The organism is Vibrio tritonius, assembly GCF_001547935.1.
Taxonomy (GTDB): domain Bacteria; phylum Pseudomonadota; class Gammaproteobacteria; order Enterobacterales; family Vibrionaceae; genus Vibrio; species Vibrio tritonius.
This window is the reverse complement of record NZ_AP014635.1, coordinates 1,347,339-1,369,175: the sequence shown is the minus strand read 5'-3', so window position 1 is coordinate 1,369,175 and position 21,837 is coordinate 1,347,339. Positions and strand designations below refer to the sequence as shown.

General features: G+C 43.9%; 17 protein-coding genes and 1 riboswitch. Of the genes, 6 read left to right on the top strand and 11 right to left on the bottom strand.

Annotated elements, in window-relative coordinates; genetic code table 11:
• On the top strand, positions 1-981 hold the full coding sequence (locus JCM16456_RS06165) for an alpha-L-glutamate ligase-like protein (protein ID WP_068713371.1): 981 nt from the start codon (positions 1-3) through the stop codon (positions 979-981).
• 210 nt (positions 982-1,191) lie between these two features.
• On the opposite strand, the gene mukB is transcribed toward JCM16456_RS06165, so the two are convergent.
• Genes mukB through cmoM form a run of 4 tightly spaced genes read right to left on the bottom strand, consistent with a single transcriptional unit; the run spans position 1,192 to position 8,480 of the window.
• Positions 1,192-5,649 carry a chromosome partition protein MukB gene (gene mukB / locus JCM16456_RS06160; RefSeq protein WP_068713368.1) on the bottom strand — a complete coding sequence of 1,486 codons (4,458 nt, stop codon included), beginning with the start codon at positions 5,647-5,649 and terminating at the stop codon, positions 1,192-1,194.
• The gene (gene mukE / locus JCM16456_RS06155; RefSeq protein ID WP_068713367.1) at positions 5,646-6,368 is read right to left on the bottom strand and encodes a chromosome partition protein MukE; all 723 of its coding nucleotides are present in this window, start codon (positions 6,366-6,368) and stop codon (positions 5,646-5,648) included. The genes mukB and mukE overlap by 4 nt, the downstream gene beginning before the upstream one ends.
• On the bottom strand, positions 6,349-7,686 hold the full coding sequence (gene mukF, locus JCM16456_RS06150; RefSeq protein WP_068713365.1) for a chromosome partition protein MukF: 1,338 nt from the start codon (positions 7,684-7,686) through the stop codon (positions 6,349-6,351). The genes mukE and mukF overlap by 20 nt, the downstream gene beginning before the upstream one ends.
• A 14-nt stretch (positions 7,687-7,700) precedes the next feature.
• Positions 7,701-8,480: a tRNA uridine 5-oxyacetic acid(34) methyltransferase CmoM gene (cmoM, locus tag JCM16456_RS06145; protein ID WP_068713363.1), complete on the bottom strand. Its 780-nt coding sequence runs from the start codon at positions 8,478-8,480 to the stop codon at positions 7,701-7,703.
• 88 nt (positions 8,481-8,568) lie between these two features.
• Between cmoM and elyC the strand changes: the two genes are divergently transcribed.
• A complete protein-coding gene (gene elyC, locus JCM16456_RS06140; protein ID WP_156430465.1) occupies positions 8,569-9,417 on the top strand; it encodes an envelope biogenesis factor ElyC in 849 nt (282 codons plus the stop codon).
• A gap of 152 nt (positions 9,418-9,569) precedes the next feature.
• Here elyC and torR read toward each other — a convergent pair whose 3' ends face one another.
• A complete protein-coding gene (torR, locus tag JCM16456_RS06135; protein WP_068713361.1) occupies positions 9,570-10,274 on the bottom strand; it encodes a two-component system response regulator TorR in 705 nt (234 codons plus the stop codon).
• A gap of 376 nt (positions 10,275-10,650) precedes the next feature.
• Between torR and JCM16456_RS23600 the strand changes: the two genes are divergently transcribed.
• The 3 genes from JCM16456_RS23600 to JCM16456_RS06125 all read left to right on the top strand — a co-directional run bounded on the left by JCM16456_RS23600 (position 10,651) and on the right by JCM16456_RS06125 (position 13,212).
• Positions 10,651-10,818: a hypothetical protein gene (locus JCM16456_RS23600; RefSeq protein ID WP_156430464.1), complete on the top strand. Its 168-nt coding sequence runs from the start codon at positions 10,651-10,653 to the stop codon at positions 10,816-10,818.
• 431 nt (positions 10,819-11,249) lie between these two features.
• Positions 11,250-12,251, top strand: a complete 1,002-nt coding sequence (purR, locus tag JCM16456_RS06130; RefSeq protein WP_068713359.1) for an HTH-type transcriptional repressor PurR — start codon at positions 11,250-11,252, stop codon at positions 12,249-12,251.
• Between the two features lie 158 nt (positions 12,252-12,409).
• Positions 12,410-12,511, top strand: a riboswitch (cyclic di-GMP riboswitch).
• 113 nt (positions 12,512-12,624) lie between these two features.
• Entirely contained in the window at positions 12,625-13,212 is a 588-nt protein-coding gene (locus JCM16456_RS06125) for a TfoX/Sxy family DNA transformation protein (RefSeq protein ID WP_068713357.1), read from the top strand.
• 590 nt (positions 13,213-13,802) lie between these two features.
• Here JCM16456_RS06125 and JCM16456_RS23595 read toward each other — a convergent pair.
• The 6 genes from JCM16456_RS23595 to topA all read right to left on the bottom strand — a co-directional run bounded on the left by JCM16456_RS23595 (position 13,803) and on the right by topA (position 21,235).
• Positions 13,803-13,970: a hypothetical protein gene (locus tag JCM16456_RS23595; RefSeq protein WP_156430463.1), complete on the bottom strand. Its 168-nt coding sequence runs from the start codon at positions 13,968-13,970 to the stop codon at positions 13,803-13,805.
• Between the two features lie 51 nt (positions 13,971-14,021).
• A complete protein-coding gene (locus tag JCM16456_RS06120) occupies positions 14,022-14,819 on the bottom strand; it encodes an alpha/beta fold hydrolase (protein ID WP_068713355.1) in 798 nt (265 codons plus the stop codon).
• Positions 14,820-15,061: 242 nt separating this feature from the next.
• Positions 15,062-15,229 (bottom strand): hypothetical protein, encoded by a 168-nt coding sequence (locus tag JCM16456_RS23590; protein WP_156430428.1) that lies wholly within the window; start codon positions 15,227-15,229, stop codon positions 15,062-15,064.
• A 144-nt stretch (positions 15,230-15,373) separates the two neighbouring features.
• A complete protein-coding gene (gene glgA / locus JCM16456_RS06115; RefSeq protein WP_068713353.1) occupies positions 15,374-16,828 on the bottom strand; it encodes a glycogen synthase GlgA in 1,455 nt (484 codons plus the stop codon).
• A 1-nt stretch (position 16,829) separates the two neighbouring features.
• Positions 16,830-18,047, bottom strand: coding sequence for a glucose-1-phosphate adenylyltransferase (glgC, locus tag JCM16456_RS06110; RefSeq protein ID WP_068713351.1), 1,218 nt, complete (start codon positions 18,045-18,047; stop codon positions 16,830-16,832).
• Between the two features lie 560 nt (positions 18,048-18,607).
• A complete protein-coding gene (gene topA, locus JCM16456_RS06105) occupies positions 18,608-21,235 on the bottom strand; it encodes a type I DNA topoisomerase (RefSeq protein ID WP_068713349.1) in 2,628 nt (875 codons plus the stop codon).
• Positions 21,236-21,573: 338 nt separating this feature from the next.
• Here topA and JCM16456_RS06095 point away from each other — a divergent pair, with 338 nt between their 5' ends.
• On the top strand, positions 21,574-21,822 hold the full coding sequence (locus JCM16456_RS06095) for a DUF2498 family protein (RefSeq protein WP_068713345.1): 249 nt from the start codon (positions 21,574-21,576) through the stop codon (positions 21,820-21,822).
• Positions 21,823-21,837: the final 15 nt, after the last annotated feature.

Below are 21,837 nucleotides of genomic sequence, written 5' to 3'. Positions count from 1 at the left end.
ATGTTGTTTTCGCTCTCTGAATATACGTCACCGTTCAAACTTCGCCGTAAAGGCATTATGGGTATGAACCAGCGTAACCACAGCTATATTGGGCGATATAATGATCGCTCAAAATACCCACTGGTGGATGATAAGTTAAAAACAAAGCTCATCGCTCAACGTGCTGGTGCAACTGTACCTAAATTGATCGGCGTCATTAGTAACCAGGGGGACGTGAGAAACATTCACTCTATGGTTGCAAACTGGCCAGGCTTTGTTATCAAACCCGCTCGGGGTAGTGGTGGTAAAGGCATCTTAGTGGTGACATCACATAAAGAAGGTGAATACACAAAACCATCAGGTAGCAGTATTAACAACAGTGATGTAGAGCGTCATATCAGTAATATTCTTGCTGGTCTATTTTCCCTAGGCGGTAAGAATGATGTGGCGGTTATCGAAAACCTCATTGAATTTGATGACTGTTTCGACGGGTTTAGTTATGAGGGTGTGCCCGACGTTCGCATAATCGTATTCAAAGGTTATCCTGTAATGGCGATGATGCGTCTTTCAACCTCAGCCTCAGACGGCAAGGCAAACTTGCACCAGGGTGCGGTAGGTGTCGGCATTGATATTGGAACGGGTAAGGCGGTAAAAGCAGTACAGTTTAACCGCCCTGTTACAGTGCATCCAGACACAGGTCGCGAGCTGATTGAACTGCAAGTACCTCAATGGCAAAACCTGCTAACTCTAGCAGCCAGCGCTTGGGAAATGACAAGCTTAGGCTACATGGGGACAGATATGGTCTTGGATAAAAAAGAAGGGCCGATGGTGCTTGAATTAAACGCTCGCCCAGGGCTAGCCATTCAAATCGCTAACGGTGCTGGCTTATTGCCACGACTGCGACATATTGAAAGTTTAGGCACGCCGTTAATTTACCCTTCTGCCGCTGAGCGTGTTGCTTACTCAGTCAAACGATTCGCGGTAGATGAACATCAATTCTAATTGCATTGTTCACTCTCGCTAGAACGATAAAAGCCAGTCGCAACGACTGGCTTTTTTATACCTGACCTTAAATGCAGAATTCAGGACTTTATCAATGAGCACAGGTTACGCCCAATGACACAAGGGATGATCATTCCCTACTTTCCTTTCGTGTGGCTGCATTAAAAAAGCGCCTTGAAAGGCGCTTTTAGATAATAAGCAAATAAGACCTTACAGCTCTTCAGCTAAGGTTTGCTCAGGCGTTTTATCTTTGGGCTCTTGACCAAAACCACGAAGTCCAACCACATGCACGTGCTCATGATCTTTAAACACTTTACGCACTAGCTTGTAGGTTGTGCCTTTCTCTGGGCTGATATTTTCTGGTGCTGCAATCAACAATTGCATATCAAGGCGATCACACAGTTCAAACAACGTTGCAATCGACTTACCATCCAGACGAGCCGCCTCATCCAAGAACAATAAACGACAAGGAACGATGTCTTTACTGCGGAGGCGACGGGACTCTTCTTCCCAGCTCTGAATCACCATCAGAAGAATCGATTGACCTGTACCAATCGCTTCACCTGTAGATAATGCGCCAGATTCCGCTTGTAACCAGCCATCAGAACCACGATTGACCTCAATACTGAGTTCAAGGTAGTTACGGTAATCAAGCAGCTCTTCACCCAGTACCTGCGGTGAACGTTGGCCCATATCGATATGTGGGTTCACACGTTGGAACAATTTCGCCATCGCTTCTGAGAAGGTATAACGGCTACTTTCAAACAGATCACGATGCTGATCTTGCTGGTCCGATAGACCAGAAAGCAAGGTTTCATGGCTATCACGAACTTTCACATTCAAACGAACCCCATTCACTTGACCAAAGCCGATGTTCGATAACCCTTGGTTTAGCATACGAATACGGTTTTGTTCACGTTGAATCGTTTTGCGAATGATGCTGGATACGGACTCTGAACTAATAGCTAAACGGTTTTCGCGTTGGGTTAGCTCTTCTGTTAAGCGACCAAGTTCCACTTCCATCTCTTCAATCGCTTCAACAGGATCGTCGGTACGGATAATGTCTTGACGAATACGTTCACGTAAGTGTTGGTAAACCGCAATGTAGAACAAGACCTTACGTTCTGGATGCGCATTATCTTCCGAAAGACGCAGTGCATCTCGTAGATCGTCGTTGTTAGCAACGGCAAGACGCAATGCTCCCAACGATTTATCCGACATTGAACGCAGTTCATCAGCAGAGAGGTAAGCCAATTCACGCTTATGCAGACGACGCTCAACATCATTCTCACGCGCCAAACGCAATACAGAACACCAACCTGCTTTTGCGTTTACAACAAAGGTGCGAAGATCGCGATACTCTTTTTCAAGTTTTTTCAGTCGCTTAGCTAATGACTTCATTTCCATATCGGTTGAGGTCATGATGCGCTCGCACTCACTCTTACGATTACGCATCGCGTGTAAGCGCTCTTGCAGCTCGTTACGGCGGTATTGAGCACGCTCTAGTGCACTTTCGTCCGCTTGCACGCCAAGGTCTTGCAGTTCAAGTTTAAACTCTTGAACCGTTTCCAATTTTGCTTGATGCGAACTCTTCAGAGACGCCAATACTTGGTTGTACTGGTTCATCTGATTTTGTGCTTGCTTGAGTGCATCACGACTGCGAGTACGTTGTCCTTCTGCTTGAGCGAGCTTCGCTTTCAGTTGCTCACTCAATTCACTACTTTGACTCAGTAAACTTACCGAATCGGAATACGCAAAGTAATGGCGACGCTCAACCAAATCAGACAAAGCAAAAATCTGAGTTTTTAGTGTTTGCAGTGCTTGGTCCGCTGCGTGATATTCCTGCTCTAAATTTTCAAACTGCTCAGGGTCAGCATCCAGCGAAGTAACAATCTTCTCAAGTTCGCTAACCGCTTTACCATGCTTTTGAATAAACACTTTTGCCGTATCAAGCTGGGCAAGTTTATCGCTCATCTCATCAAAACGAGCTTCAAGTGTATCGTCTTCCACCAACATCATGCTTGGTGCAATTCGTTCAAGTGCTGTTAATGCTTGTTTGCTGATTTGACGCTGAGAACGTTGCTGCTGATCGCGATTATCCAATTCAACTAATTGGCGTGATACCTGATTACGACGTTCGCGAACTTTAGTGAGGGCTTGTTCAGGGTCGGCTTGGAACGCTACCTGAATGTGCTCAGCAACAAACTGATTAAACGATTGATACAGACGCTGCAATTTCTGTGCATCAAAAGCGGCCTTGGCATGCTGCTCTATCACATCTTCTCGCTCGTCACGCAATTTCTCTAAACGTTGCTCACGAGCAGCGCGACCAAACAATGGAATTTCTGGTAAGCGAGAGTAACGCATTTGACGCGCGTTAAACTGCACGCACACCGCACCTTCTAACTCTTCAGCATCAAATGAGCTGTCATCAAAGGCATCGACATCACCTTCAATGAGATATAAGTCTTCAGGACAATCATCCAATTCAACCAAGCGCTCTTTGATACCCGAGAGGTCAGAAACCACAATCGCATGACGTGCTGGACCATACATGGCACTAAAATACGGTGCATCAGAAATAGTGATGTCATCATAAATTTCCGATAGCAATACACCGCCTAATGAGTCGGCAAGACCTTTCAAACGCGGATCATTTGAACCACCAGGAGACGCCAAACGCCCAATCTCACTATCGAGTTCATCACGTCGGTGCGCCAATTTATCTTTCGCCAGCGACAGGCTTTTCTCTTCTTCCAGCACAATTTGCATCTGGCTCATCACCGACTGGCTATCCGTCAGTTCAGCGCCACTTTGATCGCGCAATGTTTCCAGCGCATCGTTTGCTTTAATCCATGCCGGCGCTTGTGCTTCAAGACGGTTCACATCGCTTTGCAGTTCTTGATCTTGCTGGCGCAGAGTGCTGCGCTCTTCACGCAGTTGTTCTGAATTAATTTCGAGCTGTTCAAGCAATTCATTGTGACGCTCGCGCTCTTGTTCAACGGTCAACTCATCTGTCAAACTCAAATGATGTTGTTGCTGATATTCGTTGATTAAGCGGCGAACTTGTTGCTGCTGCTCTTTTTGACGTGCGAGATCACGTTGTTGCGCGACCCATTGCTGTTCGTTCGTGACAATATGACCTGCTTCTCGTGCTTGATTAAGCACATCACGAGCCACACTTGCTGCATCAGCACGAACCACATCGCCTTTGATACTGCGAATAAGAGCAAACGCCTTGTCGAACTGCTCTGCTGCAGCAGAAGACATATCTAAACGGTGTTTTAGCGCCAATAGCGTTGAGGTTTGAGTCTCTTGTGCCTTTTTGAGTTCGGTAACCGTAGCCACGGCGTCATCGATAGTCAGCTCATCGTTGCCAAGCAGTTGACGAGCTTTATCCAAAGCTTGAACTGCCTGTTGGTATTGAAGCGCACGGGTTTGCTGTACATCTAATGCTTGTTGATAGTCCGCCAATTGCGATTTAAGGCTGTCTACCTCTTCTTCGGCAACCGTTGCTTGATCTTCGGCCATCAACAGACGCTCTTGCGCCTCTTCCACTACCATCATTTGCTCTTCTAGACGAACATTCAGTTCTTCTAGATCTTCTTGATAGCGCTCGATTTTCTCTCGCTGACGCAAGGCATTTTGTACCAATTGTAGATGGTCAGAAGCACCTTGATAATCTTGCTCAAGAGCACCTTCTTGGTCACCAAACTGAGCTAATTCTTCTTGAACGCGGTTAAGTACATCGTTATGTTCAATTAATGCATTACGTGTCTCAAATAGCTCTAAACGCATAGTAAGCGTTTGATCGACTTTATTGCGACGGTCATTCGCATGGCGCATATAGTCAGCAGCCACGTAATTGGTTGATTCCGTAATCAGATGTTTGAATAAGTCACGGTCCGCTTGCGTGGTTTTAATCGCTTCCAACGTCATACGGTTTTCGCGTAGCGCCGATTCCATATCTTGGAATGCTTTTTTTACCCCACCATTTTGCGGCAGTAAGTAATCACGCAACGAACGTGTGATGGCACTGGAAATACCACCATACAGGGATGCTTCTATCAAACGATAGAACTTAGAACGGTCACTGCTGTTGCGCAGCTTCTTAGGAATAACACCGAATTCAAACATTTGACTATGGTATTCCACCACAGAGTTGAATGTGCGAAAGCTTACGCCTTCAATCTCAGCCACCGCTTCTTTTACTTCATTAATTTGACGTACGCGCGCTTGGTTAGCAGATACAGTCTCAACCAACACATCCGTTGGTTTGACGTGGCTTGGTAAGCCTTGGATAACAAAAGGTTTAATGTCGACCTTTTTATCACGGCCGGCCACTTGTTGCAGCTTCACACCAAACAGCAGACGCTGCTTACGGGAGTTCACAACGTCTAACGCCGCATAACAAGTACCAGGTTGCAGCTTACCGTACAAACCTTTATCTCGTGACGCTTGAGAACTACCTGCTTCGGTTGTGTTGCGAAAATGCAGTAACGATTGGTCTGGAATCAACGCGGTGATAAACGATGCCATCGTGGTTGATTTACCTGCCCCGTTACCACCAGATAGCGTAGTCACTAAGTTATCAATATCAAAGGTACGGGCAAAAAAACCGTTCCAGTTGATCATGGTCAGCGATTGATACTTACCTCTTTCAATCATGCTTCACCTTCTAATTCTGTTTTTTCGTCGTAATCTTGCTCGTCTGACTCATCAAGAAGTGATGGCTGAGCGGGCTCTTCATGGTACACCACAGCTTCACCATCTCGAATCAGGCGAAGTTGTGCGTCACGCATATCATCCCCTACCCGTACATCAGCACCAAAACGGAACACCGCTTCAGAAATACGGAATTTCGAGGTTTCACCCACGTGAATGATAATACCAAGACGACGAAGACGACGTAATGAAGTGCGCACCTTTTCAAACAGTTTTTCACGGTCTAAATCAGAGCCCGTTGCACGGTTTGTCACTAACTTCATTAGCTTTTGTTCATCGGCAAGTTGCAGCAGTTCATCGTACAACTCTTGGTTGGAGAAAATCCCCTCTTGCGCTAAGCGCTCAGGGCTCAAGTATAAAAAGCACAATACTTTTCCAACCAGCATATCCAGTTCAGACAATACACTGCGGCTAATCAGTGAGGTGGAACGTGGACGTAAATAGAAAAAGCCCTCTGGAGCACGAACCAACTCGGTATTATACCGTTGGTAAAAATGTGCCAATTCGCTTTCAAAATCACATAAAAATGCGTGGTTATCCATATCGTCACTGCCGATATGGCGTCCAGCACGCAATAGGCTATCCAACTCAGGAAAGAGCGGATTAGCGATCGCTTTGGCCAGATTCACTGGCATAAATTCATTAATATCGGTCGATGACATTCGCTTGTACCTTTGCACCAAATTCATTGATCGCTTTCCAGTCTGGCTGGATGGCTTGATAATCAGATTCTGAATAGCCCAGGCGCACGGCCTGATCAACCACGATTCGGGCTAAATCAAAATGATGAGAGCTTGGATGTTCCGCTAAGTAATTACGCAGCACCATACCTAAATCAATCGGCTGATTATGCTGTTTATACTGCTGAAGCATGTCGCCAACGCGCTCGGCCAACTCATCATGTATGCGTTCAAATTCTTGATATTCGACTTCATCCGGAACCAAGCCTGTCACTTCTTCATCACGCAGAATCAAGGCTTCGTCACGTAAATCTCGTAACCGCTCTGCATCTGCATAAGTAAGAAACCACGGTTGGTCGAAAAAATCATGAACAGACTGACGTAAACGCTGACTGAATGCGCGGTTCTTATCCATATCAATCGCGGTACGGATAAACTTGTGCACATGGCGATCGTAACCAATCCACAAATCAATCGTCTGTTGCCCCCAGCTAACGATACGGTCCAGCTTCATTTGCAAAGCAAATAGCGTTTCGGCAATGAACTCCAGTTCGTCATCACCATATACCGTTTCTTGAATATCCAATATCTGGGTTTGCAATTCGTCCCCAGCCGCCTGCAAGGTGTCTTGCAGCTCTTTTAAAGTGCTGGATGTCTCAGATAGTAGCGCCTCACAACTACTGATGGCATCACGCCAATCTTGATTCAGTAGCTCTGCAATTTGCTCTTTCACTGCGTGTTGTTGTTCGTCCATCACGCGCTGGTTTAAATCAATTTGGTCAAAGATTTCACCAACCGAGTATTTCAGCACGCCATAAACGTTCTTGCGCCATTCAGTCGGAGTTCCACTCTGTTTAGCAGCGTTCACCGCTTTGGCCATTTCATCGGCCACCATCGACAGCTGAATCGACAGTTTCAATTTCGAAAACTGCCTGTGGCGGACGTAGTAATCGGTGATACCAATGGCCAAAGGAGAGAGACGATAGATACTGGCTCCATCGGTGACTTCACTAGTAAAACGCCGGATTAATCTTTGGCCAACCAATTCATTAATCGCGTTATTGGCGCGAAAAGCTGATGCTTCGCCAGTGTTATCAAATAGTTTGGTGACAATTTTGAATGCATCGTGCAGCTCACCTTCACCTAACTCTTCGTCAAAACGTTCACTACTCAGTACGGAGATTGCGATTAAATACGCCAGACGTTCAGAAGTTAAGTTCAGTGAGAAATCATGCTGTTTAACCCAGCCAACCAATTCATCGATTGGCTGTTTTTCAGCAGTATGAGTCAACTCACTCATTCGTTTTCCTGTTGTTATTGCTTCTTAGCCCATACGTGAATGTATCGGCCTAATGAGAGGTAAGGCTCTTGGCGGCAAAATTTCCGCTCTAAAGCCACTACATCGTCATGATCGAATTCGCCCATGTTTGTCATGTTACCGATGTAATCACTAAAACAACGAATTCCAGATCGGCCACAAATTTCATATCCAGCCTCTTCTATCCAAGCATAGACAGATTCTGGCAGTAAGCCTTTTTGTGGCTGTAATTTAAATCGTTTTTTGTGTGGCATCCCGTTGAGAATATGGGGAATATTTCCACACACCGCGTTTTTGTAAACCAAACCGTGGTAGTTATAGAACATTATCGATACCATGCCACCCGGTTTCACTTGATTCAGCAAATTTTCCAGTGCAGCTCTAGGTTCTTCTAACCACTCCATCACAGCATGGAACATTAGGATATCAACTGGCCCATCCAAATGATTTTGGATCTCCTGAACTGGAGCATGAACCAGCTGATACTGCTCAAGCAGGCCGTTTTTTTCAATATCCGACTCAGCCAGGCGTAGCATTTCAGAAGAGAGATCACATAATGTTACCTTATGCCCCAGTTGGGCTATTTTTTGCGACATTTGTGCTAATCCGCCACCAGCATCTAAAATATGCAAAGGCTTGTCAGCGGTAGCAAAATGAGTTAACAATTGCTCTATGTCTTCCCAAACAATGACTTGGCGAATTTCACCTTTGTCTGAGCCATAGATGTTTTTTGCAAATTTGTGGGCAATATCGTCGAAATTGCGATCTTTAGTCACGGCAGCTTGAGTTATGATAACGGAACGTACCGCTATTCTGTCATAGGAATGGCAGGAATAAAGAGAGTTTCGTTGTTTTTACTCTCAAGTGCTGTTTTTTCGGGCTATTTTGTATATGTTTGAGCTGAAAAAAATCATTTCTTCCCTATTTATGCCACTGCCAGCATTGCTGATCATTGGATTCATAGGTTTATCATTGATCATGTTTACTGCAAAACGTAAGAGTGGTTGCTTTATCGTCCTCTTCTCGTTGTGTGGGCTATTTTTGATTTCGTTTCAACCAATTTCATCCCGGCTTTTGATGCCGCTTGAGCGCCAATACACGGTGTTTTTACCTACTGACCAATCCATCGACTACGTCATGGTGCTTGGCAGTGGTCATGTTGTGGATGATCAAATCCCACCCACATCGGAGTTAAGCCGTACCGCTCTTGTGCGCCTCACTGAGGGCATTCGGATTATGCGTATGTATCCAGGTTCCAAGTTAATTTTATCTGGCTATTCTGGTGGCAGTGAATTCAGCCATGCGAGGATGCTCGCACAGGTTGCACTTGCACTTGGTGTGCCAAAATCTGAAATCATTTTACTTGAAACCGCTAAAGATACTTGGGAAGAGGCGCGCCAAGCTGCGGCCTTTGTACAGCAGAAAAAACTGGTTTTAGTTACATCTGCTTCTCATATGGAACGGGCTCTTTACGAGTTTCGCTCGGCGGGATTAAACCCGATGCCCGCACCAACTAACTTTCTGGCGCAAAAACACATCTATCAACCTTGGGAAAAATACGCGCCTAAAGCACGTTATTTGGAGCAAACGGAGCGTTATTGGTATGAAACCATGGGGCACATTTGGCAAGTACTACGTGACTGGGTGACCGGTTATGAAGCTGCACAAGGCAGCAAGCATGCCATTACTGTTGATGACCCATCTCAACAATAATCTCTATCCCCAAGCAAACTCAAGCTGTTGGTTCAGTGCGAATAACTTCGCCTGACTATCAAAACAAGAGCATGTTTGGGAACCATTGTTTAGCAAAATGCCAGCACTCAGTGCTGGCATTTTATTATTGACTGGAGTCAGCGAACAGGCCTTTAACTTCCAGCAAACATGTAACCTTCCCCATGGACCGTTACAATAATCTGCGGCGTTTTAGGGTCTAGCTCCATCTTTGAACGCAGTCGACGAATCAATACATCGATCGTCCGATCATTTGGTGCATCAACCCGATGACTGATCATATCTAAAATTGCCTCGCGACTAAGAACTTGGTGTGGATTAGAGGTTAATGCCACGAGTAATTCGTACTCTGCTTTCGTCAATTTAATAGGCTCGCCATTGAGACTTAAAGCTCGGCGTTGTATATCAAACGACCATTCTCCAAAATGGAGAAGTTGATTGCTTGAATTAGTTTCGAGTGAACCAGAACGACAATTAGATACTCGCCAAGTTAAATTTTTCACTCTCGCTAATATTTCTCTTAGCTCAAACGGTCTTGCAATATAATCATCAGCTCCCATTTCCAAGCCAATAATTCTATCTATACTGTCTTCTCTACCATTAATGAGAATAATACCGACATCTGAATGACTGCGTAATTCACGAGTTAACATAAGGCTGTCATCAAATTGAAGATTGGTTTCCATCAGCACCAAATCAATAGCCTGCTGACGTAAAACCTCCCGCATTTCTGCGCCTGTATCCGCGACAGAAATCTGGTAGCCCTCTCGTTTAAAATAATCGACCAAAGTCACTCGGGTGTCTCTGTCGCTTTCTACGACTAATAAGTGATAACTCATAGACGTCACTTTATTCCGCTAAATTAAATCCCTATTCATTCTATTCATAGATGGTCACAATTCTAGAGTACATACTTAAAACCTGATGCTTTATTGATTCAAAACAAGCTTCGATAACATTTTGCTTTATTTGAACAATCGAAATAAAAGACTTTATTTCCATTTCTCAAAATTGTAAAAATTTGACTTCTTTTTTGTCACATTGTTACTCATTTATTTTCTGAATAAGGAAATAATATTCATTTCTATTCGTTAAGTTCATTTAATAAATTTAATGATTTTTATTAAACGTAATTGTGACCAAAACCGAGGTATAGATAACTGAGAGCCAGTTTATCTATTGGCCTTTATACTTTTATACCCAAATGACCTCAAGATGCAGACTTCAGAGCTTCATCAACGAGCACAGGTCAAGCTCAATGACGGCAGGAATGGTCATTCCCTTTCAACGTCATTGGGCGCAGAGATGGGCTTGTTGATGAGCTCCCAAAGGGCGAGTTGTATTCGCTTCTATGCTACGTTACCGATTTTCTACGTAGAATAACTAGGTATTCAAATCGGTGCCTTGCCTATGAGCGAATACATTCTCGCTGAAACAGCATCTTGAGGTTACTTGGGTATATCCTCAAGATGCTAAAACTAAAGCCGCGCCTTCACATTCACGTGGTCAATTAGAGCAAATTATGCGTGCATCCTCAGTCATCTAACGAGAAACTCTGCCCTTCTTACGTAACACAATGAGAAAACGCTTGATATCAAACTAAGATGAATTTTTCATTGCGGGCAGTTCGATAGCAGTCTAAAATCGATAGCGCAAACGATAATCTATAGAAATTTTACTTAAACCGCTGTTATGAAGCGGTTTTTGTGTTTTTACTACTTTTAAGCTTCACTAACATATCGAATCAACACCTGTTGAAGTGGTCAATACTGTAAATCTTTGTCCTTGTCAGCAGATATCGATGGGAACAACCAATGGCGACTATAAAAGATGTTGCACGCATTGCTGGCGTGTCAACCACCACTGTATCACACGTAATTAACAAAACCCGTTTCGTAGCCGAAGCAACACAAGAGAAAGTGTTGGCAGCGGTAAAAGAGCTCAACTATGCCCCTAGCGCGGTCGCTCGTAGTTTGAAATGCAACACGACTCGCACGATTGGTATGTTGGTGACTCAATCAACTAACCAGTTTTTCTCTGAAGTCATTGATGGTGTGGAAAGCTACTGCTATCGCCAAGGTTATACACTGATCTTGTGTAATACTGGCGGTATTTATGAAAAACAACGCGACTATGTTCGCATGCTGGCAGAAAAGCGCGTTGATGGCATTTTGGTGATGTGTTCAGACATGACTCCAGAACTAATGGAAATGCTCGAAGGTCACTCAGACATTCCAAAAGTCATTATGGACTGGGGTCTTGAGGATTCTCAAGCCGACACCATTATGGATAACTCAGAAGAAGGTGGCTACATTGCCACTAAACACCTCATCGATAATGGTCACAAAGACATCGCGTGTTTAAGCGGTCATTTTTCTAAAATGGCGTGTAGAGAACGCATTGTTGGTTTTCGTCGGGCAATGGCAGAAGCCAACCTGCCCGTCAATGAAGATTGGATTTTGGAAGGCAACTTCGAATGTGATACAGCCGTGCTCGCTGCAGATAAAATTCTTGCGATGGATCACAAACCAACCGCGGTATTCTGTTTTAACGACACCATGGCACTGGGTTTAATGAGTCGATTACAACAAAAAGGCGTGAAAGTGCCTGATGATATTTCTGTCGTAGGTTACGATAATATCGAGCTTTCTGAGTATTTCTCTCCACCACTGACGACCATTCACCAACCAAAACGTCGTGTGGGTAAAAATGCCTTTGAGATCCTACTAGAAAGGATCAAAAACAAAGCACATGATCGTCGCATTTTTGAGATGCACCCTGAACTTGTCGCACGAAATACCGTAAAAAAACTTTAATATCATAGTGTTACATTATATTTTCACTTTTGAGACACAATCTTATTGATGAAAATGTCGGTTATTAAAAATACAGTGATTTTTTGGACCGACATCACATTAGGCGAATTTTTTTGTGATTTATATTCAAGTTTAAGATTACTCTAGTGAACGAAATGTCACGTACAGGGCAAACCATCTGAAAAGGTGGGACGCAAAGCCTCCGGCCTAAACCCTTAGATGGTATTTTCTGGCTCTGGGTAGGTAGCGGGGTTACCGATGGCAAAAATGCATATAAGACGTTAACTTCTTACTGACACAATCTTTGCATTCTTTTGCTACATTCTCGGACCTGATTTTGGTGGCGTATTGTTAATACACCGAGACTAAAGGCATGGATAAACCAATATTAAAAGACTCAATGCGTCTGTTTGAAAACTTAGGACGCGTAAAATCTCGTTCAATGTTCGGCGGATTTGGAATTTTTGTTGACGACACAATGTTTGCATTGGTTGTTAATGACAAACTTCACATCCGAGCAGATGATAATTGTTCAGAAAAATACAAGCAGCAAGGCTTAGAACCTTACGTTTACAAAAAACGTGGTTTCCCAGTGGTTACTAAATACTTTGCTCTTCCAGACAACTTCTGGGAAGCCCCAGAAAAAATCCTGAAAGAAGCAAAAGAAGCTTTGGTTATTGCTAAGCAAGAGCGTAAAACTCAAGCTCAAGCAAAACCTAACCGATTGAAAGACTTACCTAATTTACGTCTAGCAACAGAACGTATGTTGCGTAAAGCAGGTATCGAATCGGTTGAAGAGCTTCATGAGAAAGGCTCTGTAGAAGCGTATAAAGCGATACAGCAGACTCACTCTAATGATGTAAGCATTGAACTTCTTTGGGCTCTAGAAGGCGCAATTGAAGGGAAGCATTGGTCAGTGATTCCTCAGAATCGCCGCGATGAGTTAATGCAACGCTTGTAGAAGATTAGCTAGTAAGAGTAACGAAAGCACTCACTTTAGTGGGTGCTTTTTTTTGCCTGTCATAAAAGTAGGCATTTTTTCGTCCATCAGTAGGACAACATTAGTCCGCATTCCATTTCAGCATTTTCTTAATGACAAATCACGTTACTATAGTGGTGCCCCCAAAATCCGAGACATAGTAATAACTGTACTGCGAGCCCAACTTCACATCCATATGCGTTGTTTGGTTTGGTGAACACTGACTATTTCATCATTAATTTTTCATTCATCATTAAAATGGAGTGACAATAGAAAAGCAGTGATTTAGTCATACCCAAGTCATCTCAAGATGCTGTTTTAGCGAATTGGTGATGGGTATATTTGTCGTTTAGTTTTGAATCTCACATATGTGTGATGTGCCAGCCTGAATTAGGTCATCACGCATGTGCTTAGGCGATGTAAGATAAGTCTAGGCCGATGAGAGGATATGTGATTACATCCATGAGACAACACCGCCGTACTCTGTTGTCTCATATACCCAAGTAACCTCAAGATGCTGTTTCAGCGAGAATGTATTCGCTCATAGGCAAGGCACCGATTTGAATACCTAGTTATTCTACGTAGAAAATCGGTAACGCAGCATAGGAGCGAATACAACTCGCCCGTTGGGAGCTCATCAACAAGCCCATTTCTGCGCCCAATGACGTTGAAAGGGAATGATCATTCCTGCCGTCATTGAGCTTGACCTGTGCTCGTTGATGAAGCTCTGAAGTCTGCATCTTGAGGTCATTTGGGTATAGATGGCGATAACTTACTGACTAACAGCGCTATTAATTCAAGCAACCCTGAATAAAACGAATTGAGTGATGATTAAATCGCTCTGCCTGTTCGATGTTACAAACATGACCACAATTGGTAAGTTCAATCAGTTGACTCTTTTGATGTATCATCACGATCTCTCTAACCTGCGACAAGAAAAGATAATCCCTATCCCCCATAAGATAGAGTGTAGGAATGGACTCATCTTTCTCACGAAAGTAACGCATAAAAGGGTTCACTTCTGCAGTGAGCCGATACCAGCGTTTAAACTCTTTTTGACACAACTTCTTCGCTTCACGAACAAAAAGATGGCGTGACTCTTTCTGTAAACGACTCGGCATAACGATGTAGGCAAAGAGCCGATAGAGCCACATATAGGGTATAAGATGCTTTGACCAGCGGCCTAGGGTGACTAATAACTGAGAACGAAGGTCAAAACGAATTACCGCCCCACCTAATACCATGGATTGCACAACATCTGGCGCAAGCTCTGAGGTTTTTCGGACGATAATGGTTCCCAGAGACATGGCAACAAAATGTGCTTTGGGTATCTGACAATGATGCAAGACATTGAGCACGTCTTGAGCAACGGCATCAAAAGTATAAGGATGCGTTATCCACTCTTTGACTAATTGGCTTGATTGACCATGACCACGTAAATCGATGAGCAGTAAATTGAAATGGCGTTTATAGGCCTTGATTTGCTTAAACCACAATGATGAACTGCCACCAGCACCATGCACAAACACCACCCATTGTGAGCTATTAGGATGAGGATAAACCTTATGATAAAGAAGATGATGGGTCATGTAGCGCTCTACTGTGGTCAAATCGGCGCTAGCCTACCATAAACAGGGATGATGCCAAACAGAGATTCATTCGCTTTGTGCGCTGTTACATTGAACTTTTTCTCAACGTAACAGCATCAGCAACAAAGTAACAAAAAAGCCATATAAAACACGTTATATGGCTTTATACCCAAGTAACCTCAAGATGCGGTTTCAGCGAGAATGTATTCGCTCATAGGCAAGGCACCGATTTGAATACCTAGTTATTCTACGTAGAAAATCGGTAACGCAGCATAGGAGCGAATACAACTCGCCCTTTGGGAGCTCATCAACAAGCCCATCTCTGCGCCCAATGACGTTGAAAGGGAATGACCATTCCTGCCGTCATTGAGCTTAACCTGTGCTCGTTGATGAAGCTCTGAAGTCTGCATCTTGAGGTCATTTGGGTATATATACTCAGGTTGAAAGGGAATTGCCCTTTCTTTCGCTATTGAGCTTGACCTGTATTTATTGATGCCGCTCTAAATCCTGCCTTAAGAGGTCATTATGATACGGTTGTCAGACAACAAACGAACTTAGGCAAAGACGGCCAATCGATACATTTTGGTGTATTCCAACGCAGACTCATGCCAACTGAAGTCTTTCCCCATCGCTCTTTGCTGAACAGCAAGAAATTCGTCTGGATTTTGCAGGTAGAACAGTAAAGCGCGTTGCATAGTAATCAGCAAAGCTTGTGCAGAAGGCTCTAAAAAGCCAAATCCGGTTGCTTCTTGCGGATACTTGTCATAATCCATGACAGTGTCTTTCAAGCCCCCCACTTCCCTTACAATTGGCAATGTACCATAAGCCATGCTGTAGATCTGGTTTAAACCACACGCTTCAAACTCAGACGGCATTAAGAAGAAATCCGAACCCGCCTCAACCCAGTGCGCGAGCTTATTATCGTAGGCCTCAACAAAAGCAAATTTATCAGGGTAAGCTGCCATTAATGAATGCAAACGGCTCGCCACTTCTGGTTCACCGGTTCCGACTATTACCAATTGCACATCGTTACGTAAGAACAGTTCAATAATAGGCAGTAAGTAGTGAAAACCTTTTTGGTGCGTTAAACGACACACCATGCCAAACATGGGTAATTCTTTAACCGGTAACCCCAGTTCTTTCTGCAACGCATGCTTACTTGCCTTTTTACCTTGGCGTAGAGAATCCGCCTCAGCACTATAATTCACTGGCAAGTAGTGATCGGTTTTCGGATCCCATTCACTATAGTCACAACCGTTAACTATGCCGTGTAAATCACGGGCACGCCTTACAAAGTCATCCACCAACCCATGAGAACCTAATGGTGTAAGCAGCTCACACGCATAGTTAGGGCTAACGGCGTTAATCTTATCTGCGTATGCAATGCCCGCACGCAGCATACTCACGTGATCAACGCCATACCGGAGAAACTCCATTCCCGTAAGATTGAGTTCAGGTACTACCTCTAGCTCATGATAAGAAAAAATCCCTTTAAAAATGGCGTTATGTACCGTGAGAACGCTTTTCACGCCTTCAAAAAAACCGTCATAACGATAACGAGTCTTCAGTAAGAAAGGGATTAATCCGGTATGCCAATCGTTGGCATGTATGATGTCCGGATGAATATCAAGTTTGGGTAACACATCCAAACATGCGGCGGAGAAGAAACTAAATCGCTCGCCATTGTCTGCATACGCTTGGTTTTGCTCTGCATAAAGCTCTGGACGGTCAAAATAGGCATCACAATCAATTAAATAAACTAAGACACCATCCAGTTCTGTTTTTCTCACTAAATAGTGAGTGTGTGGCCAATGTGTAAGTTCTGTTTCCAATACCACGGGTAAGGCGTTTTTATCGGGAATCTTACGATAAGCAGGTAGCACAATGGCTACCTGATGTCCTAATTCCTGGAGCGCTTTAGGTAGGGCCTTCGCCACATCGGCAAGGCCACCACTTTTGACCAACCCTTGGGCTTCTGAAACGGCGAACCACACATTCATGTGCTCCATTTTAGAATCCAACTTTTGTTCCTTTAGCAATTACAACTATTCCAGACGGTGAAACATGAAAACGTTGTTTATCCAACTCGATATTTTCACCGATAACAGTACCAGGGGCGATCTCAACGTTTTTATCAATGATGGTTCGCTTGATCGTACACCCTGCACCAATTTTCACATCACCTAAGATAACAGATTCACTAATACAAGAACCAGCACCAATATTACTGCGATAACCTAAAACGGATTTGTAAATGTTAGCGCCTTGGATATAACTGCCTCCCGAGACCAAACTGTCGGTAATTTTTACCTTTGTATCATCAACATCGATAAATGTTGCTGGAGGTAGTGGAGGATAATAGGTATGCAATGGCCAACTGCGGTTGTACAGTGAAAACGCGGGTTCCTTATCGAGCAAATCCATATGAGCTTCCCAGTACGATTCTATCGTACCGACATCACGCCAATAGGTTTCTTTACGCTCACCCTTGATAACATTAGTCGAGAAATCATATACATACACGCCACCTTGCGGATACATTTTAGGTATAACATCTTTGCCAAAATCGTGGGTAGAGTTTTTGTTATCAGCATCTTCTCGTAACTCACGATAAAGAGCACAAGCGTCAAAAATGTAGTTCCCCATCGACACCATGGCCCATTCTGGTTCTCCCGGAATGCATTTAGGGTGCGCAGGTTTCTCTTCAAAGCCAATCATTTGGCCTTCAGTATCGACCTCTATCACTCCAAACTGCGACGCTTTTTCAATCGGCATGCGCAATGCTGAGACGGTAAGTTGCGCCTCTTTACGACGATGAAAATCGAGCATTTGACGAATATCCATTTTATAAATATGGTCAGAGCCGAAAATACAAACTTCGTCAGGTGCTGCGACTTCAATAAAACGGATATTTTGGTAAATCGCGTCTGCAGTTCCTTCATACCAGCGTTTACCATCCCGCATCTGCGCCGGAACTGGATCAATGTAGCGGTCAGTAATTCCGGCAACATTCCACCCTTTTTTCATGTGCATAAATAAGGATTGCGATTTGAACTGAGTGAGCACATAAATGCGCATTAGGTCCGCGTTAACAAAGTTATTTAAAGCAAAATCAATCAATCGATAGCTGCCCCCAAATGGGACAGCTGGTTTACTCCGAGAGGCAGTTAAAGGCATCAAGCGAGTCCCTTCACCTCCCGCCAAAATCATTCCCAGTACACCAGCCATTCATTATTCTCCGTTATTTATACTCATAGTGCTCGATGCTCCCCAACTGACCAGACACAAGGCACTACAGGAATTTATACCGCACATTAATGCATCAAACTATGAAGACATGTCATTCAAAGGATTCAAACACCCCAATCGCACGGTGTGTTTTCCGCAAATGTTATCCGTCTTGAATGGCGACCCAACAGCGAATTTCCTCGTGACATTCACTTTGGCGAATGCATAACACCGGCAGGTCCTCATATCTTGCTTTTAACATATTAGAGCTTTTACTCCATTCATTACTAACCTAAAGGTCACGCAATAGGTACACTCTAATAAGAAATTACTCAGCTAACTTACTGAATATATTTCACTATTGATGATATACGCTCAACCATTAGCTTGTTGTGCCGACACTGAGGCACTATAGAAAACATAGTCAACATATTGAATAATGAGAACAAAACTGCACTCATTTAACAAAACTTTAACGAGTGCCATTCAAATTTGAGAGGTAGGCAACAAAATAAAAGGCAGCCACTTGGGCTGCCTTTTCATTGAACGAGTAGAAAATCCTATTTTTTCTTACGTTTATCGGTGATTTCCCATTTACCATCGACACACAATGCTGTCCAACCACTTGGCTTACCATCATGCTCGGTACGTACATAATGCTCTTTCGATTTACGACTAAAACGAACCACTGCAGGCTCGCCATCGGGATCGTGACTCGGCGCATCTGCCAGATATTGGAACTTCGCTGGAAGACGATCTTTAAAGCGTGCTAGCTCTTCAACTAATGGCGCGCGAGTTTCGCGAGATTTAGGGAAGTTACTTGCAGCCATAAATAAGCCAGAAGCACCATCGCGTAATACAAAATACGCATCAGACTGAGTACAAGGTAATTCAGGGAAGTGGACAGGGTCCTCTTTTGGTGGAGCAACTTCACCGTTTTTCAGTATCTTACGCGTATTAGTACACTCTTCGTTAGTACATGCCATGTACTTACCGAAGCGACCATTGCGCAGCTCCATATCCGAACCACACTTATCACACTCAACAATAGGGCCATCATAGCCTTTAACTTTAAACTCCCCTTTTTCAACGATATAACCATCACAGTTAGGGTTATTACCACAAACGTGAAGTTTGCGCTTATCGTCAATTAGGTAAGCATCCATTGCCGTACTACAAATCGGGCAACGTTTTTTAGCGCGTAGAGCTGCGGTTTCAACATCTTCTTCAAGAACATTGATCACACCATCTTCATCACCGAGGTTGATGGTCGTTTTACAACGTTCTTTTGGCGGTAATGCGTAACCAGAACAACCAAGGAACACACCTGTTGAAGCCGTACGAATCACCATAGGACGATCACACGTAGGACAGTGAATGTCGGTTTCAACCATGTGGTTTGGCTTCATTCCGCCGTGTTCTTCATCTTGCTCTGCTTGTTCGAGGTTATGGCTAAAATCGTTAAAGAAGTTATCCAAAACCCCTTTCCAACTCGTTTCACCTTCTGCGATTTGGTCCAGTTTTTGTTCCATACGCGCGGTAAAGTCGTAGTTCATTAAGTCTTCAAAGCTTTCATCGAGACGGTCAGTCACGATTTCGCCCATTTTCTCAGCATAGAAACGGCGCTGTTCGACTTTCACATAACCACGGTCTTGAATAGTTGAAATGATCGATGCGTAAGTTGACGGACGCCCAATACCACGTTTTTCCAACTCTTTCACCAATGCAGCTTCGGTAAAACGTGCTGGCGGCTTAGTGAAGTGCTGTTTAGGGTCTAGCGCAGTCAAAGAAAGCTCATCACCGACTTTTACTGCTGGCAGAATCTGGTCTTCGTTTTTACCCAATGGACGCTGTACACGAGTCCAACCATCAAACTTCAAAATGCGACCTTTCGCTTTTAAAGTAAACTCAGCGGCTTTTACACTCACCGTGGTTGAATCGTACTGTGCTGGCGTCATCTGACATGCGACAAATTGATTCCAAATCAACGCATAAAGTTTGTGCGCATCAGCATCCATACCTTGTAGATCATCTGATTTGACATCAACGCTAGAAGGACGAATCGCTTCGTGTGCCTCTTGTGCGTTTTCTTTACTGCCATACACGTTTGGCTTACTTGGTAAGTAATTGTCACCAAATTCGTCTTGAATAAAGCTACGTACTGCTTCTACTGCCTCTTTACTCAAGTTAGTAGAGTCGGTACGCATATAAGTGATGTAACCGCCCTCGTACAAACGTTGAGCTAACATCATGGTTTTCTTAACGCCATAACCTAGACGGGTACTTGCCGCTTGTTGTAGCGTTGACGTGATAAACGGTGCACTTGGTTTGCTGCTGGTAGGACGATCTTCGCGCTTACACACTTCGTAACGTGCTTTTTCCAAAGTCGCCACTGCGGCCATGGTTTCTTGCTCGTTAGAAGGCTTAAAAGCAGTGCCATTTTTTTGTGCCACCAACAAACGAAAATCTTCTTTCGCTGCGGTTTTCGTATCCGCATTAATGTCCCAGAATTCTTCCGGCACGAACGCTTTGATTTCGCGTTCACGTTCAACAAGTAGCTTAACGGCAACGGACTGAACACGGCCTGCAGACAAGCCTCTCGCTACCTTTTTCCATAGCAGAGGGGATACCATGAAACCCACAACGCGGTCCATGAAACGACGTGCCTGCTGAGCATTCACGCCATCCATGTTCAGTTCACCTGGCTGTTTAAAGGCCTGCTGAATCGCACTCTTGGTAATTTCGTTAAACACAACACGTTTATATCGCTCTTCATCGCCACCGATGATCTCACGAAGGTGCCAAGCGATGGCTTCTCCCTCGCGGTCCAAGTCGGTTGCGAGATAAACGCTGTCTGCGTCTTTCGCCAATTTCTTCAGTTCAGAAACCACCTTCTCTTTGCCCGGGAGAATTTGATAATTTGCATCCCAGCCATTGTATGGGTCGATACCCATTTTTTTTATCAGAGCAGATTTTTCTTTTTCTTTTTTCAGGCGAGCTTTTTCCTCGGCACTGAGATTTTTGGTCGACTGTGGTGCCGCCTTTTTCGTGGCAGTGCTACTTTGACCAGCAGTTGGCAGATCGCGGACATGACCGACACTAGACTTTACAATAAAGTCTTTACCAAGATATTTGTTGATTGTTTTGGCCTTGGCTGGTGACTCCACGATAACGAGTGATTTACCCATAATTTGATTCAAATGTCCTTAACCACTTGCGAATGGTTTATCGCATGATGTTCTTAAATATTGCTTCTTTTTTTACTATCGAGGTAGATAACCAGAAGATCAACTTGTTTTTTAAAAAAGCGACTTATTTGCTCGACAAATCGACGACATGCTAAGCGAATGAGAAAAACAGGCACATAGTAATGACACTCGCTGGGTAAGGCGAGATCAAACCGATGTTTTTTGGAATAAATCACAATTTTAGTTAGAGCAAATCCCCAAAATTTACTGAGCTCGATCATTGCAATCCCTATTCTGCTCGTTACACTGACCAGCAAATTACATGAGGAGTATAAGCAATGGCTGAGAAAAAATGTATTTCTGAGTTCGACTTACTGATGATCGCAAACCAATTAATCATCGATCACGAAGCGTTTATCGATGGTATGCGAGCCGACAGTGTAGAAGAAAAAGACGGTGTTCTCGTATTCAAAGGTAACTATTTTCTCGATGAAAAAGGATTGCCTACTGAGAAAACCACAGCCGTATTCAATATGTTTAAATTCCTAGCTCACAAGCTTTCACCGGAATTCACAGTAGAAAAATAATAAAAGCCTCAAAAG

Excerpts from the sequence above, each read along its gene's own strand:
- mukB (WP_068713368.1), bottom strand. The coding sequence starts at position 5,649 with ATGATTGAAAGAGGTAAGTATCAATCGCTGACCATGATCAACTGGAAC.
- JCM16456_RS06095 (WP_068713345.1), top strand. The coding sequence starts at position 21,574 with ATGGCTGAGAAAAAATGTATTTCTGAGTTCGACTTACTGATGATCGCA.
- topA (WP_068713349.1), bottom strand. The coding sequence starts at position 21,235 with ATGGGTAAATCACTCGTTATCGTGGAGTCACCAGCCAAGGCCAAAACA.
- JCM16456_RS06120 (WP_068713355.1), bottom strand. The coding sequence starts at position 14,819 with ATGACCCATCATCTTCTTTATCATAAGGTTTATCCTCATCCTAATAGC.
- JCM16456_RS06125 (WP_068713357.1), top strand. The coding sequence starts at position 12,625 with ATGGATAAACCAATATTAAAAGACTCAATGCGTCTGTTTGAAAACTTA.
- JCM16456_RS23590 (WP_156430428.1), bottom strand. The coding sequence starts at position 15,229 with ATGCAGACTTCAGAGCTTCATCAACGAGCACAGGTTAAGCTCAATGAC.
- JCM16456_RS06165 (WP_068713371.1), top strand. The coding sequence starts at position 1 with ATGTTGTTTTCGCTCTCTGAATATACGTCACCGTTCAAACTTCGCCGT.
- glgA (WP_068713353.1), bottom strand. The coding sequence starts at position 16,828 with ATGGAGCACATGAATGTGTGGTTCGCCGTTTCAGAAGCCCAAGGGTTG.
- JCM16456_RS23595 (WP_156430463.1), bottom strand. The coding sequence starts at position 13,970 with ATGCAGACTTCAGAGCTTCATCAACGAGCACAGGTCAAGCTCAATGAC.
- torR (WP_068713361.1), bottom strand. The coding sequence starts at position 10,274 with ATGAGTTATCACTTATTAGTCGTAGAAAGCGACAGAGACACCCGAGTG.
- mukF (WP_068713365.1), bottom strand. The coding sequence starts at position 7,686 with ATGAGTGAGTTGACTCATACTGCTGAAAAACAGCCAATCGATGAATTG.
- purR (WP_068713359.1), top strand. The coding sequence starts at position 11,250 with ATGGCGACTATAAAAGATGTTGCACGCATTGCTGGCGTGTCAACCACC.
- mukE (WP_068713367.1), bottom strand. The coding sequence starts at position 6,368 with ATGTCATCGACCGATATTAATGAATTTATGCCAGTGAATCTGGCCAAA.
- JCM16456_RS23600 (WP_156430464.1), top strand. The coding sequence starts at position 10,651 with ATGCAGACTTCAGAGCTTCATCAACGAGCACAGGTCAAGCTCAATGAC.
- glgC (WP_068713351.1), bottom strand. The coding sequence starts at position 18,047 with ATGGCTGGTGTACTGGGAATGATTTTGGCGGGAGGTGAAGGGACTCGC.